At 62.5% G+C, this 13,350-nt stretch carries 12 protein-coding genes; 8 read left to right on the top strand and 4 right to left on the bottom strand.

All coding sequences use genetic code 11. The annotated features are described in order from the left end of the window. Positions 1–22 precede the first annotated feature (22 nt). Positions 23–313 carry a hypothetical protein gene (locus CXY74_RS06760; RefSeq protein WP_146070076.1) on the bottom strand — a complete coding sequence of 97 codons (291 nt, stop codon included), beginning with the start codon at positions 311–313 and terminating at the stop codon, positions 23–25. Positions 314–375: 62 nt separating this feature from the next. Here CXY74_RS06760 and CXY74_RS06755 point away from each other — a divergent pair, with 62 nt between their 5' ends. From CXY74_RS06755 to CXY74_RS17540, 4 genes are all read left to right on the top strand, one after another. Beyond that, positions 376–672, top strand: a complete 297-nt coding sequence (locus tag CXY74_RS06755) for a hypothetical protein (RefSeq protein ID WP_104199721.1) — start codon at positions 376–378, stop codon at positions 670–672. 49 nt (positions 673–721) lie between these two features. Continuing rightward, positions 722–994: a glutaredoxin domain-containing protein gene (locus tag CXY74_RS06750; RefSeq protein ID WP_104199720.1), complete on the top strand. Its 273-nt coding sequence runs from the start codon at positions 722–724 to the stop codon at positions 992–994. A gap of 56 nt (positions 995–1,050) precedes the next feature. Continuing rightward, positions 1,051–1,374, top strand: coding sequence for a hypothetical protein (locus tag CXY74_RS06745; RefSeq protein ID WP_104199719.1), 324 nt, complete (start codon positions 1,051–1,053; stop codon positions 1,372–1,374). A 241-nt stretch (positions 1,375–1,615) separates the two neighbouring features. Further along, complete coding sequence (locus CXY74_RS17540) at positions 1,616–1,771, top strand: hypothetical protein (protein ID WP_158252315.1); 156 nt, start codon at positions 1,616–1,618, stop codon at positions 1,769–1,771. Between the two features lie 76 nt (positions 1,772–1,847). On the opposite strand, the gene CXY74_RS06740 is transcribed toward CXY74_RS17540, so the two are convergent. Together CXY74_RS06740 and CXY74_RS17690 are read right to left on the bottom strand one after the other, a co-directional pair. Then, on the bottom strand, positions 1,848–6,698 hold the full coding sequence (locus CXY74_RS06740; protein ID WP_104199768.1) for an NAD-glutamate dehydrogenase: 4,851 nt from the start codon (positions 6,696–6,698) through the stop codon (positions 1,848–1,850). Positions 6,699–7,051: 353 nt separating this feature from the next. After that, positions 7,052–7,942: a phospholipase gene (locus CXY74_RS17690; protein ID WP_199183164.1), complete on the bottom strand. Its 891-nt coding sequence runs from the start codon at positions 7,940–7,942 to the stop codon at positions 7,052–7,054. A gap of 273 nt (positions 7,943–8,215) precedes the next feature. On the opposite strand from CXY74_RS17690, the gene CXY74_RS06730 reads away from it, so the two are divergent. Then, on the top strand, positions 8,216–8,458 hold the full coding sequence (locus tag CXY74_RS06730) for a hypothetical protein (RefSeq protein WP_146070075.1): 243 nt from the start codon (positions 8,216–8,218) through the stop codon (positions 8,456–8,458). Here CXY74_RS06730 and CXY74_RS06725 read toward each other — a convergent pair. Further along, entirely contained in the window at positions 8,455–9,813 is a 1,359-nt protein-coding gene (locus CXY74_RS06725) for a M20/M25/M40 family metallo-hydrolase (RefSeq protein ID WP_104199717.1), read from the bottom strand. The two genes, CXY74_RS06730 and CXY74_RS06725, sit on opposite strands and share 4 nt — an antisense overlap. A 353-nt stretch (positions 9,814–10,166) precedes the next feature. Between CXY74_RS06725 and CXY74_RS06720 the strand changes: the two genes are divergently transcribed. The 3 genes from CXY74_RS06720 (at position 10,167) to CXY74_RS06710 (ending at position 13,349) form a co-directional block, all read left to right on the top strand. Further along, entirely contained in the window at positions 10,167–11,444 is a 1,278-nt protein-coding gene (locus CXY74_RS06720) for an amidohydrolase family protein (protein WP_158252314.1), read from the top strand. Continuing rightward, complete coding sequence (locus CXY74_RS06715) at positions 11,441–12,301, top strand: IclR family transcriptional regulator (RefSeq protein ID WP_104199715.1); 861 nt, start codon at positions 11,441–11,443, stop codon at positions 12,299–12,301. The genes CXY74_RS06720 and CXY74_RS06715 overlap by 4 nt, the downstream gene beginning before the upstream one ends. 115 nt (positions 12,302–12,416) lie before the next feature. Further along, positions 12,417–13,349 (top strand): transporter substrate-binding domain-containing protein, encoded by a 933-nt coding sequence (locus CXY74_RS06710; protein ID WP_104199714.1) that lies wholly within the window; start codon positions 12,417–12,419, stop codon positions 13,347–13,349. Position 13,350: the final 1 nt, after the last annotated feature.

Below are 13,350 nucleotides of genomic sequence, written 5' to 3'. Positions count from 1 at the left end.
CGACACCGCACGAACGTCGAGGTCAGTGCACCGGCACCCAGGTTCCTTTGACTCGCTCGGTGATCAGCGACGCCCGCAACTCGGCGACGACCCGCAAATCTGCCACGACGTGGGCGCCGATCTGCAGTGCCGACGCCGAGTCATCCGCCGTGAAACGCACGATGACCCGGGCTGCACCGGCGACGATCGTCAGATCGGATGCTTCCACCGTGGTGAATTCGGCGGCCGCAGCCGCCGCCCGGGGCACGACCGAAGCAGGCATGGTTCCCGGGTGCAGGGATTCGATACTCATGGTGACGCGATAAGAAGGCATGGATTCAGGGTACGGGTACTGCTTTACTGAACGAGTCCTCAACCCCTCACATTCGGAGCCCCATGACGTTCACTGCCACGATCATCGCCCAGGTTCAGCGCACCAAGCCCGATGCCCTCGCGGCCATCGCTACCGCCCTCGGTACGAACGTCGAGAACCCGGCTGGAGCGCACGCTTTCATCGCGCTGCCCGACGGCGGCCGGATTGACGTGGAGATTCCCAAGTTCGGCGAAAGCCTGCCCCTGACCATCGACGTGGTGGACGTGCGCGGCCAGGCCGAAGCGCGGGCATCCGCTCAGAACATTCTGGATCTGCTCGAGCAATCCACCGGCTGGCAGGTCGACCACCTGCACGACTAAAGTACACGCCCATCCACGACGCTCAGGTGCGCCGCTTACACTCGGAGATATGACTGAATCGACTGCCACCGCGTCGCGCATCACGATGTATGGAGCGCAGTGGTGCAGCGATTGCCGTCGTTCCAAGTCGCTGCTCGACCGCCTCGAGGTGGACTACGACTACGTCGATCTGCTCCTCGTCGAGGACGGCGCCGACCGCGCCCGCGCCATTAGCGGGCGCACCAACATTCCCGTTATCGTGTTTCCCGACGACACGCACCTGGTCGAGCCGAGCGACGCCGAGGTGCGCACCAGGCTCACCCAACTCGGCTACACAGTCTGACCCAGCCTCACCCCGTGCTACTGTCAGAAATCGCAGGCACTAACGGGGGTCGCATCATGCACGCAACTATCACGACTTCGACGCGGCACATTCCCATTTCGCTCTGGATCAGCGCGGCACTGTTCGTCATCTACTGCGTGCCAGGCGTCGCAGTGTGCTCGTCTGTGCGCGATGACCCGCTCAACGTTCTTGTGCTGCTTTCGGTTTCTCCACTCATGTTCGTCGGCATGGTCATCTCGGTGGTCGATATTGTGCGCACTCGTAATCGCGGCGGCATCAATCGACCGTACGCGCGGCTGCAATGGGTCGGCCTCGGACTCATGGTCTTAGCGATGCCACTTTGGATGGCCGCCGCCATTGTGATTGCCTCCCTGCCCTAGCCGTACCCGGCGCTCTCTCGGGCAGAGGTTACTGGCATTTTTGGCGGCGAGTTCTCCTACCGTTAATGCAGAACTCTTGATGTTTTGACACCTTTACGCGTAGCGTTTGAGTGTTACCCCAGACCCCGGTAGCGGTTTTGACCGCATCGAGTCAGGGGTTTTGATGTTTCACACGTACCTACATCCGATCAGCAGGTTGTCCGGCGAGGCATGGACCTCCGTTGGAATAGCTCTTCCGCCGATGACTGTGACCATCACTCCGGTCGTCGAATTCGATCAGCAATCATCGTCTCGCGTGCCGCCAGCGCACGGCCCCCCACTCGGCAGCGGCACGATTACCTCGACCCCGCTCGAGGACTGGCTCGACAATCTCCCGGCGCGCGGCTGGGATGCCTGAGCGCCGGTGTCAGGACCGCCGGGGCGCCAACCAGCAGCGTTAGCCACGCTGAGTCGCACCCGCCGTCACCGGATGCTCAGCGGCGCACGATGGAACGCAGCAGGCGTACGGCGACCGAAAGCGACGCCATGTCGTCTTGCGCGAGCGAATTGACCTCGTCAAACACGCTACGGGCCCGGCCGAGCTGTTCGGCGTTCAGTTCTTCCCAAGCGAGGAGGCGCTCGTCGGCAGTTCCGGCATGTGTTTCGTCGAGCACGGACCGCGTCATGTCTGCGACGGTCGAGTAGAGGTCGTCGCGGAGAGCTGCGCGGGCGAGGGCCTGCCAGCGGTCCTTGCGCGGCAGCTTGGTGATGCGCTCGAGCAGATTGTCGACGCCGAAACGGTTGTAGATCGTGTAATAGATTTCGGCGACCCGGGTGACCTGCACGTTCGCCCTGGCCGCGATCATGGCCACATCAAGCAGAGCGTACGCTTCGAACAATTCCGACCAGCGGCGACCGAGGTCGTCCGGCAGACCCCACTCCCTGGCCTTCTGTTCCTGCGTTTCGAGGCGCCCGCGATCGGCACCCTGCAGGTAGTCGCCGAGGTGCGCGCGCACGAGCGCGATCTGCGGCTTGTACGCGACAATGACCGCGCCGACGGGCATGCTGGTGCCCTGATTGACCTGCCAACGCACGGCACGGTCGAGCAGACGGCGAATGTCCAGGTGGATCGACGTCCATTTCTTGGTCGGGAACGACGATGGCAACGCGTTGAGTTCGTCGACCATCGAGTCGAGGTCGAAAACCTCGCGCAGAGCCACGAAAGCACGCGCGATCGTCGCCGAGTTAGCCGAGGTCTCCTCCATCGCACGGAAAGCAAAGGTGATGCCGCCGAGATTGATCATGTCGTTCGCGACGATCGTCGCGATAATCTCCCGGCGAAGCGGATGCGTGTCCAGCTCAGCATCGAAACGTTCGGACAGGTGCTTCGGGAAGTATCCGCGCAGCGTACGACCGAACCACGGGTCATCAGCCAGGTCGCTGCCCCGCAGCGCGGTAGCCAGCTCGATCTTGGCGTAGGCGGCCAGCACGCTCAGCTCGGGGCTGGTCAGTCCCTGCCCGCGGTCCAGACGCTCCCGCAGCGTTGCTGTCGTCGGTAAAGCCTCCAGCTCGCGCTGCAGATCTCCCGATTCTTCAAGCCAGTTCATGAGGCGCTCGTAGCTCGGGCTCCAGTTGTTCACGAGCATGCGGTCGTTGAGCAGCAGAATATTCTGGTCGACGTTGTCCACCAGCACCAGCCGCCCGACCTCGTCGGTCATCTCGGCGAGGAACCCGGCCCGCTCGGCCGGGTCGAGTTTGCCGGCTGCGACCATTCGGTCCACGAAGATCTTGATGTTGACTTCGTGGTCGGAGCAGTCCACCCCGGCCGAGTTGTCGATCGCGTCGGTGTTGAGGATGACTCCGGCAAGCGCGGCTTCGATGCGGCCGAGTTGAGTGAACCCGAGGTTGCCGCCCTCCCCGACGACCTTGACCCGCAGGTCCCTGCCGTCGACCCGAATGCCGTCGTTGGCTTTATCGCCAACCTGCGCAGCCGATTCATTGCTCGCTTTGACGTAGGTGCCGATGCCGCCGTTGTAGAGCAGGTCAGCGGGCGCCAGCAAAATCGCCCGCAGCAATTCCGGCGGGCTCAGCTGGCTGGTCCCCTCTGGCAGCCCGAGCACGACCTGCACCTCAGCCGAGATGGGAACGACCTTGGCCTGGCGAGGGAAGACGCCACCACCGGCGCTGATCAGATCGGTCCCGTAGTCGGCCCAGGATGAGCGCGGCAGCTCGAACAACCGGGTGCGTTCTGTGAAAGAGAGCGCCGGATCGGGGTTGGGGTCGAGAAAAATGTGCCGGTGATCGAAAGCCGCGACGAGTTTGGTGTGCTTGGACAGCAGCATGCCATTGCCGAACACGTCACCGGACATATCGCCGACACCGACGACGGTGAAGTCTTCGGTTTGAGTGTCAACACCGAGTTCGCTGAAGTGGCGCTTGACCGACTCCCACGCTCCCTTGGCGGTGATGCCCATCTCCTTGTGGTCGTAGCCGACCGAACCACCGGAGGCGAAAGCGTCGCCGAGCCAGAAACCATACTCGGCGGCCAGCCCATTGGCGATGTCGGAGAAGGATGCCGTGCCCTTGTCAGCGGCGACGACAAGATAGCTGTCGTCGTCGTCATGCCGCACCACCCGGTGCGGTGCAACGACGTGTTCGCCATCGACGTCGGCCACCAGGTTGTCGGTCAGGTCGAGCAGTCCACGAATGAAGGTCTTGTAGCTATCAATACCCTCGGCCATCCAGGCCGCACGGTCACGACCGGGGTCGGGTAGCTTCTTGGCGAAGAATCCGCCCTTGGCGCCGGTAGGGACGATGACGGCGTTCTTGACCGTTTGGGCCTTGACCAGGCCGAGCACCTCGGTACGGAAGTCCTCACGGCGGTCGGACCAGCGCAGCCCGCCGCGGGCTACCTTGCCAAAGCGCAGGTGCACACCTTCCACGCGCGGCGAGTACACCCAGATTTCGTACATGGGCCTGGGTGAGGGCATTTGCGCGATCTGTGACGGGTCGAGTTTGATGCTGAGATAAGGCTTGTGCTGAAAGAAATTCGTGCGCAGCGACGCTTCGATCAGGGTGATGAGCGTGCGCAGCACCCGGTCGGCGTCAAGGGTGGCGACCTGCTCCATTGCCACCCGCAGCTGTTCGCGTACGTCAGCGACGCGAAGCATCCGCTCGTCGTCGGCCAGGTCCGGATCGAATCGGGCCTCGAACAGGGCAACGAGGCCGCGCGTGACGGCCGGGTTAGCCAGCAGGGCGTTCGCGACGAAACCGTAGGAGTTGGTGTTGCCGATCTGGCGCAGGTACTTGGCGTAGCTGCGAAGAATGACCACGCGGTGCCAGGGCAATCCGTCTTGTAAGACCAGGCGGTCGAGGCTGTCGGATTCGATGGCGCCGCTGATGGCCGCGCCGAAGGAGTCTGCCAGCAGCGCGCCGGTCGCGACCGGGTCGACTCCGGCCGGGTAGTGCAGGCCGAGGTCGTAGAGGTAGAAGCGGCGCTCATCGGTGGCCTGAATTTCAAACGGCACCTCATCGAGCACCTCGATGCCGAGGTTCTGCAGAAAAGGCAGAATCTGGCTGAGGCTTTTCGGTTCGGTCATGTAGAGCTTGATGCGGGCGTCTTCGCCCGGGTCACCAGCCGTCCTGGGCAGGTACACGTACAGCCCGGGGCGGCTGATTTTCGCGGCACAGGCCTCGAATCGCCCGATATCTTGCAGCGCGTCAGTAATTTCGTAGTCGACCCGGTAACTGGCGGGAAATGCGTTGGCCCACATGTCGGCCAACCGCTCCGCATCGTCGACCGAGTGTGTCTTGCACAGTTCGTCACTGATCCCCTCGGGCCAGGATCGAACGGCTCTGGCCAGGCGTTGTTCCAGCGCCGCGATATCGACGGAGTCCGCCAGGACATCTTTGGGTAGGCGGATGCGATAAAACAATCGCGCCAGCGCAGATTCGGTCATTCGCGCTTCAAAATCGAGCGACTCCGAGTTGAACGTCTCTTGTAGTTCTTTCTCGATGCGCAGTCGCACGCCGGTGTTGTAGCGGTCACGCGGAAGATAGACCAGCGCCGACATGAACCGGCCGTAAATATCGGGTCGCAGAAACAGACGGGTACGACGACGCTCCTGCAAACGCTGAATCGCGAGCGACGCTGTGACGAGGGCGGGCACCTCGATCTGGAAGAGCTCGTCACGAGGATACGTTTCCATGATGCCGAGCAAGTCTTTTCCGCTGTGCGACTCGGGCGGAAAACCGACCTCGGTCATGACAGCCTCGACCTTCTCGCGCAGCACCGGAACTGCGGTGACCGAGCTGGTGTACGCACTCGCAGCGAACAGGCCGATAAACCGCTGCTCACCGTCGACCTCGCCGGCGGCATCGAAACTCTTGATTCCGATGTAGTCGAAGTAGGCGGGACGGTGCACGGTGGACCGCGAGTTGGCCTTGGTTATCACCAGGGCGGTACGCTCGCGCGCCTTGTGACGGCCGGCATCTGTCAGGTGCTGGATCTGGTGACGGTCGTCGGCGGAACGCAGCAGGCCGAGGCCGCTGCCCTCGACGAGAGTGAGCACGTCCTCACCGCCCTGCGTTTCGAGGTTGTATTCGCGGTAACCGAGAAAAGCGAAATTGCCCTCGTCGAGCCACTGCAAAAGCTGCTGGGTCTGGTGAAGGTCTTTGATGTGCTCGCCATCAACGATTGTGTCGAGCGCTAGTGCGATCTGCATGGCCTTGGTGCGCATGAGCGGCCAGTCTTCGACCGCGGCCCGCACGTCGCTGAGCACAGCAGCCAGCCCGGCGATGAGGCTGGCCTGCTCATCGTCGCTCGCGCTGTCGATCTCGATGGCGATCCAGGACTCGAGGTGTGAGGCATCATCACCGGTCGCGATCAGGTGGGCGATATTGGGCATGGCCGAGGTGTCACCACTGGAGACGCCGGCACTGGAGACGCCGACGCTGGCCGGGATGCGGTTGATATCGACGAGGTCGTTCGTGGCCTTGCTGCGCGCGACGATGAGGAGGGGGTGCACGACCAGGTGAATGGCGGAGTGCTGGCGCACCAGCTCAGCCGTGACCGAGTCGACGAGAAAAGGCATGTCGTCGGTGACGATATAGACGACACTCCGACCGGATTCATTGTGGATCTCGACGGCCGCGGTCTTGGGTACCCGTCGCTGCGCGACTCGCCAATGGGTACGCGCCCGAGCTCCCAGAAGCTCAGGGGCATAGACCGCCGCATCTTCGTCTGTCAGATGCTCATAGTAATCAACGATGAACGTTTCGAGCGTTGGGCCTGATGGGGATAGATCCGACGGCGACGGACCCGTTCGGGTGAAACCAGACGACATTGAAAAAACGCCTCCATCAAATTCATCGCCGTGCTGGTGCGGCTTGTTCACGCTCACGGGCTACCGGCCACTGCCGGCATTCCCGGGTGGGAATCCGGCACGGCAATGACCGGGCAGCCTACGAACAACAATCAGCGCACTGTGAACACAGACGAACTCTGAGTGCGGGCTCCTGCGACGGGCACATCGGTGTGCCTCGCCGAACTCAATCATGGAGTCCTTATATGCCCATCGTAGCGCCGGGCCCTGCACCCTGTCTGGTCGCCGCAGAACCTGCGGCCGGCCACTTAGAAAGAACCTGCTGCTCGTCGATTCGGTCGTGACCGGGGCGTAAACCTCCGACCACTAGCGCTTCAGTACCAGCCGACAGACTGCGAGTGCGACCAGGCCGCACACGGCGTTCCGTAGGACGAGGCCTTGATGTAGCCGAGACCCCAGGTGATCTGCGTGGTGGCGTTGGTAGCCCAGTCGTTGCCGGCCGACGCCATCTTGCTACCGGGAAGTGCCTGAGGAATTCCGGTCGCACCACTGCTGGAATTCATGGCCGCGTAGTTCCAGCCCGATTCCTTCTGCCACAACCGATCGAGGCAGCTGAACTGGTCCTCACCCCAGCCGTACTGCGAGGCGGCCATCGAACGCGCTGTGGCGCGCGCACCGTCAACGGAGTTACCGCCGGCGAGGGATTGCACGCGAGCGGCTTCGGCCGCTGCCTGCGCCGCGGCTTGCGCTGCTGCTTCAGCAGCCGCGGCCGCAGCAGCCACCGCAGCAGCCTCGGCGGCGACGCGGTCTACTTCAGCCGTGGCGGCAGCGACCGACGCGGTCTCCGCCTTCGCCTCGGCCGTGAGCGATTCCACCCGCTCGATCGGCAGGACCGCGTAGCTGGCAAGGGAGCTGGCCACCGAGGTGAGAGTGGTGGCATCCACTTTGCTTTGACTGGCAGCGATGACGACGTGGGCCGCGCTCAGGGCAACGGATGCGTTATCGCGAGTGATCGTCTCACCGCGCTGCACGTAGAAGTCGAGTTGATCGCTCTGCAGTCCCGTACTTTCGGTGAGTATGGTCGTGGCGGCGACGCTGTCTTGCCTGGCATCGGCCGATTGGGCGACGAATCCGCTGCTGGCGACCAGACCGGCAATAACGAGTAGGGTACCGGTCGCCGCGACGATCTCGTGTCGGCGGGTTCGCGGTTTGCGGCGCTTACGGTGAATATGAGTGTTTTTGAGGGCAACGTGGGCATGAGGCATTTCCGTGTTTTTTGGGCGCATATCCTTCATCTGGCGCGAATGATGGGCGCTAGGTACGCCCGTTCGCTGGGTTTTTGGTCCGTGCACTTCGGGGTGGCACGGACAAGGCCGCCAGCATGCCCGGCCTTTTTGAACAAAACCTCACGATATTCTCCGAAACCCCTGATTTTCGGTCACGCGCGTTCCGTCATGGCATACTTTGCGACTGCTGGTGGGTTCATTCATAGTTACGACGGAACGTTTAGCCTGATCATCGTCGTATCGGTCGATATAATGACCGAGTGGAGCGCGATCTTCAGGCTGAAAAAAACCGAAAATTATTTTGCACGAATTTTAGCGAGCAAGCGCTCCAACGCGAGATTCCATTGGATGCGTTCCTGTTTCAGGCGCACGTTTCCGTTCGAGCAGACTTCGGCCGTCGCGCCCGAGCGCCTCGGCATACTGGTGGGCCACTTCAGCCGAACAGAACTCGACCAGATCGACGATGCTTTGCGCCTCGCGCTGCAACTCGACTAGTTCGCGCGGGCGACGTGGTCGAGTATGGTGGCAAAAATTCTCATCCCGTCTTTGAACCGCGACAGCTCGAAATTCTCGTTCGCGGCGTGATTGTTCTGGTCCGGATTGGCATAGGGCACGAGAATTGAGGGAATGCCCAGGATATCCGTGAAGACGAAGTTCGGCAGCGAGCCGCCCAGGCTCGGCACGATGAAGGGAGCCACGCCGGTCGCACGCTCTACTGCACCAGCCACGATCGCGACGTAGCGATTGCCATGCGCCGTGCGCGATGGTGGAACCGAGCTGAGCCGGGTCAGCTCGACATCCGGAGCATGCACCGCCAGATGCGCCTCGAGCAACCGATATATTTCATTGGGTTTCTGCCCGGGTACCAGCCGCATATCAAGGTGCGCTCGGGCGCCGTTGGCAATGACTGTTTTCATCCCTGGTCCGGTATAGCCGCTAGCCAGACCGGTGATGGTCATGGTCGGCTGCAGCATCAACCGTTCGTAATAGCCGATTCCCGCCGGTTCGGGAAGCTCGAAAATGCCGAAGTCCGTCAAGTGATCGTTCAGGTCGAGGGGCAACCCTGCCAGATTCGCGCTTTCGGTTCGCGTCGGGGGCAGCGCGTCATCGAAAAAGCCTGCAACGGCGATCTCACCACTGGGTTGCCACAGCGTCGCCAGCGCCTGTACGAGATGCTGGGCGGCGTCGGGCAGCAGCCCGCCGAGGCTGCCAGAGTGCGCCTCCCGGTTCGCACCACGGGTGCGCAGCTCAACGCCGAGCTGTCCGCGAGTGCCGAGAACGAGCTGCGGAGTGCCGCTGCGATGAACGGGACCATCCGAGGTGATGACGAGATTGGCCGCCAACAGGTCTCGATTATCGCGCACGAGTTCGGCCAGATGCGGGCTTCCGATCTCTTCCTCGCCCTCAATGAGCACCTTCACATTCACCGGCAGCTCGCCGTGGGCGGCAAGTACAGCACGGAGCGCGCAGAGCTGTGCGAGGTGCTGGCCCTTGTTGTCGCTGGTACCACGCCCGTACATGCGGCCGTCTCGAATGGTTGACTCGAACGGATCATGCTGCCAGTGCGCGTCAAAATCTGCCGGTTGCACGTCGTAGTGCCCGTAAATGAGCACGGTCGGCAAACCGGGGTCGACGATGCGTTCGCCGTACACCGCCGGCGGTCCATAGCCCTCGATCAGGTGGGCGCGCAGACCACTTGCACAGACACTGTTCAGCACGACCTGGGCGCACACGACAAGGTCATCCGTGGGCTGAGCACTCACGCCGGCGATGCGGACAAGACGGGCGAGTTCGTCGAGCGCTGCGGCAAATCCCGCATCAATGTGGGCGTAGACATCCTCGATGGTCATGATGTCACGGGCCCGATCGGTTCCGGTAGACCGTATGGCTGCTCAAACTGGGGAGTTGTTGTCTTCATGTCCCGCACCTCCCCCAATGGCTCTTCAGCCACCCCCGAGAGGAAAATCTCCCGTTCATGTTCTGTCATCAACATTTGCGCAACCCCTCACGGCGAGCATTAATGGCCACTCGTGTTTATCATATAGATCAACTGTCTATGCAGCGATACAATTTAGACAATCCCTTTGTCCTACGAAACTCCGCCATCTACACCAGGCACGATGCGGCGGTCGACGCTGGCGAGTGCGCGAAACCAGGCCCGCGCATCCACTCTTCTTTCACCCTCCCGAAACGAGCCCATTTCATGACCACCCAGCTGCGTGCCCTTGTCAACGCTCGTCTGATCGATGGCACTGGCAGCCCGGCCCGCGAGCGGTCGACCGTGATTATCGACGGCGAACGTATCGTCGAGGTGACCGACGATCGCCCCCTTCCCGTCACCGTCGAGGTCGTCGATCTGGGCGGCGCCACCCTGATGCCTGGCCTGATCGACTGCCACACGCACCATGCAGCGTGGGCGCAGAGCCTTGTCACGCACCCGGAACCGCTCGGACTGTTGGTGTCCCAGACCGTGGCGGCCCTGAAAGTGACGGTGGAGGCTGGAATCACTACGGCCCGCGACCTCGGGGGTCTGGAACGCGGCTTCGTCGACGCCATTGACCGCGGAGTCATTCCCGGTCCGCGTTTGCAGACCTCGCTGATCATTGTGTCGCCGACCAACTCGCTAATGGATCACCATCCGGTGTCGGGCGGCGCAATCAACTCCCGCGGGCGGTACGAGATCTGGCCCGGTCTGCCCGAACCCTGGTGCGACGGCCCGGTGGCTGCTCGGGCCAAGGTTCGAGAGGTTATTCGCATGGGCGCGGATGTCATCAAGGTTGCGATGACGGGGAGCATGACGTTTGCCGCACGACGACCGCACCGCCCGTTGTTCACCTCGGAGGAACTCGCCGCCATCGTGGACGAGGCGCACATCGAGGGGATCCCGGTGTGCGCACATGCCCACGGCGACCCCGGCGCGATCCTGGCCGTCCGGGCCGGGGTCGATACCATTGAGCACGGGACTTATCTCACTGAAGAGTGCGCGCGCGAAATGGCTGATCGCGGCACATGGTACGTTCCAACAATGTGCATCTCTGAATGGCACAGCACCCTGTCTCAGGCCAGCGTGCGCGCCCACACCGCCGACATGCCTGCGCGCCATCGAGAGAGCATTGCTCGGGCCGTACGACTCGGCGTGCGCATCGCTGCGGGCACAGATACCAATCCGTTCCACGGATTCGGGCGCACCGGGATGGAATTAGAACTGCTGGTCGAGGCCGGCCTGACCGAAGCTGAAGCGGTCACGGTGGCCACCGACCACTCCAGCCAGTGCCTGGGTATGTCAGCCGATGTCGGTACCGTCGCGGCGGGCAAGTTCGCCGACCTGCTCATCGTGGACGGCGACCCGCACCGGGACATCCGCTTGTTGCAGGATGCGAGCCGTCGCACTGCCGTGCTGAAAGGCGGCCAGTTCATGAGCGGTTCACTTCTTTCTATAGCGGATGCGCACAGTCGCCGAACGACCGCGGTGACTGCATGACAACTGACACCGCTGACACCCCGGACGCGCCTGACACCTCGGACACCTTGGACGCCTTGGAGGCTTCGACGGCACCGACCGTCGCAACGGGCCCGGCCACCGACTATACGATCGGGCCGGTCGCCGCAGCCCTCGACATCCTGCTCGAGTTCGAGAACGGGCAGCGGGAACTGCGCGTCGCCGACATCGCCCGGCGCATTGGAGTGACCCGAAACAAGGCGTTCCGCCTGATCAAAACCCTCGAATCGCGCGGTTTTCTGCAGCGTATCGGCGACCGCTACCGGGTGGGCAGTCGATTACTCACGCTCAGCGAAGTAGCGATTCAACCGATCGAGGCACTGCGGGCCGCCGCGCAGCCCGAACTGGAGGCGTTGCAGGCGCAGACCAATGAGACGGTCTATCTGCTGACTCCGGTGGGCATGGAAGCGATCTGCATCTCCCGCATTGAGAGCACCCATTCCCTGCGTATCTCAGTTGATGTCGGAAAAAAACGGCCACTTAATGCGGGGGCTGGGCAGAAGATGCTGCTCTCGGGCCAGGACGAGCAACGCCTGACCCAGGTGCTCAAGCACCGGGGGCCGGCGTTCACCGAACACACCATCACCGACGAGGCCGAGTTGCGCCGACAATTGGAGGAGATTCGCCAACGCGGTTACAGCCTCAGTCTCGGCGAGGTCGATTCTGGGGCAGGGGCCGTTGCGGCGCCTGTCTACGACTATTCTGGAGACATGATCGCGGCCCTGGTAATTGGGGGTGCCATGTCGCGGGTGTCGGGCAATGTCGAGGGTGCGTGGAGAGATTCGGTCGTCAGCGCCGCCCACCGTATCTCTGCAACGCTCGGCTACCCCCGAAAATAGCGGCGCTTCTCCCGCGCAATTCCAGCGCTCCGTCGTCTTTTTCACTAGATCGGCGCAGGCCTGTACGCAGGCGTGTTGAGTTCACCTAATCAACTACAGCAATGGAACACTGTCAATGAATCGTATCCAGGTCGCAAAAACCCTCTGCATGGCCCTCTCGGTCTCGCTCTTAGCCGGTTGCAGCGCAGCGGTCGAACCGGCGGAACCCACAGTGTCCTCTGGCATGGACCAAGCCATTCACGACGCCCTACCCCAAAACATTCAGGACGCCGGCGAACTCACTGTCGTCACGAGCGGTGCAAACCCGCCATGGTGGGTCACGACGCCCGGAAAAACCGGCGCGTACACCGGCGCCGGCGCCGAGCTCATGGAGGCCATCGCCGAGGTCATGGGCGTGGATGTCGAGGTCGCCACCGTGCCGGACATTTCCGGCGCGTTCGCCGCGATCAGCGCCGAACGTTACGCCTTCGGTTTCTTTCCCTACGCCGACTCGGTCGGCGGACCGAGGGAGCGCCCCGGCGCCGAATTCGTTGACGTTCTCCAGGAGGTCGTGCCTTTTCTCGTCGAGAAGGGCAACCCCAAGAACGTCACCAACATGGACGAATTGTGTGATGTCACCGTGGCAGCACTCGCCAACGCCGCCACTTACAAAGTCGCCGAGGCGCAGGCAGTGAAGTGCCAGGAGCAGGGTAAGGACCTCACCGTGCTGAGTGTCACGAGCGTTCCCGACGGCGTGCTGGCCTTGCGATCAGGGCGAACGGATGCATTCTTCACCGGCGGAGCCTCACTGTTCTACGCGGCCAAAGAATCCAACGGCGAGTTGGAAGTCGTCGGCGACGAGTTTGCCAACGGGTTCGCCGGTCAGTTCATGGGGGCTCTGCTCCCGAAAGATTCCGAGCTCTCCGACCCGCTACTCGCGAGCTTTCAAGTGCTCTTTGACAATGGTGACTACGAGAAGATCATGACCAAGTACGGTCTCGATCGAGAGATTATCGAACAGCCCGGCATCAACCTGTACGCCGACTGGCTCGTCGCAAACCCGCAATAGT

This window comes from Cryobacterium sp. Y29 (assembly GCF_002929825.1).
GTDB lineage: Bacteria > Actinomycetota > Actinomycetes > Actinomycetales > Microbacteriaceae > Cryobacterium.
The sequence above is the reverse complement of the archived record's forward strand: the minus strand, read 5'-3'. Positions and strand labels throughout refer to the sequence as shown.

Excerpts from the sequence above, each read along its gene's own strand:
- CXY74_RS06720 (WP_158252314.1), top strand. The coding sequence starts at position 10,167 with ATGACCACCCAGCTGCGTGCCCTTGTCAACGCTCGTCTGATCGATGGC.
- CXY74_RS06710 (WP_104199714.1), top strand. The coding sequence starts at position 12,417 with ATGAATCGTATCCAGGTCGCAAAAACCCTCTGCATGGCCCTCTCGGTC.
- CXY74_RS06755 (WP_104199721.1), top strand. The coding sequence starts at position 376 with ATGACGTTCACTGCCACGATCATCGCCCAGGTTCAGCGCACCAAGCCC.
- CXY74_RS06730 (WP_146070075.1), top strand. The coding sequence starts at position 8,216 with ATGACCGAGTGGAGCGCGATCTTCAGGCTGAAAAAAACCGAAAATTAT.
- CXY74_RS06750 (WP_104199720.1), top strand. The coding sequence starts at position 722 with ATGACTGAATCGACTGCCACCGCGTCGCGCATCACGATGTATGGAGCG.
- CXY74_RS06715 (WP_104199715.1), top strand. The coding sequence starts at position 11,441 with ATGACAACTGACACCGCTGACACCCCGGACGCGCCTGACACCTCGGAC.
- CXY74_RS06760 (WP_146070076.1), bottom strand. The coding sequence starts at position 313 with ATGCCTTCTTATCGCGTCACCATGAGTATCGAATCCCTGCACCCGGGA.
- CXY74_RS06725 (WP_104199717.1), bottom strand. The coding sequence starts at position 9,813 with ATGACCATCGAGGATGTCTACGCCCACATTGATGCGGGATTTGCCGCA.
- CXY74_RS17540 (WP_158252315.1), top strand. The coding sequence starts at position 1,616 with ATGACTGTGACCATCACTCCGGTCGTCGAATTCGATCAGCAATCATCG.
- CXY74_RS17690 (WP_199183164.1), bottom strand. The coding sequence starts at position 7,942 with ATGCCTCATGCCCACGTTGCCCTCAAAAACACTCATATTCACCGTAAG.
- CXY74_RS06740 (WP_104199768.1), bottom strand. The coding sequence starts at position 6,698 with ATGTCGTCTGGTTTCACCCGAACGGGTCCGTCGCCGTCGGATCTATCC.
- CXY74_RS06745 (WP_104199719.1), top strand. The coding sequence starts at position 1,051 with ATGCACGCAACTATCACGACTTCGACGCGGCACATTCCCATTTCGCTC.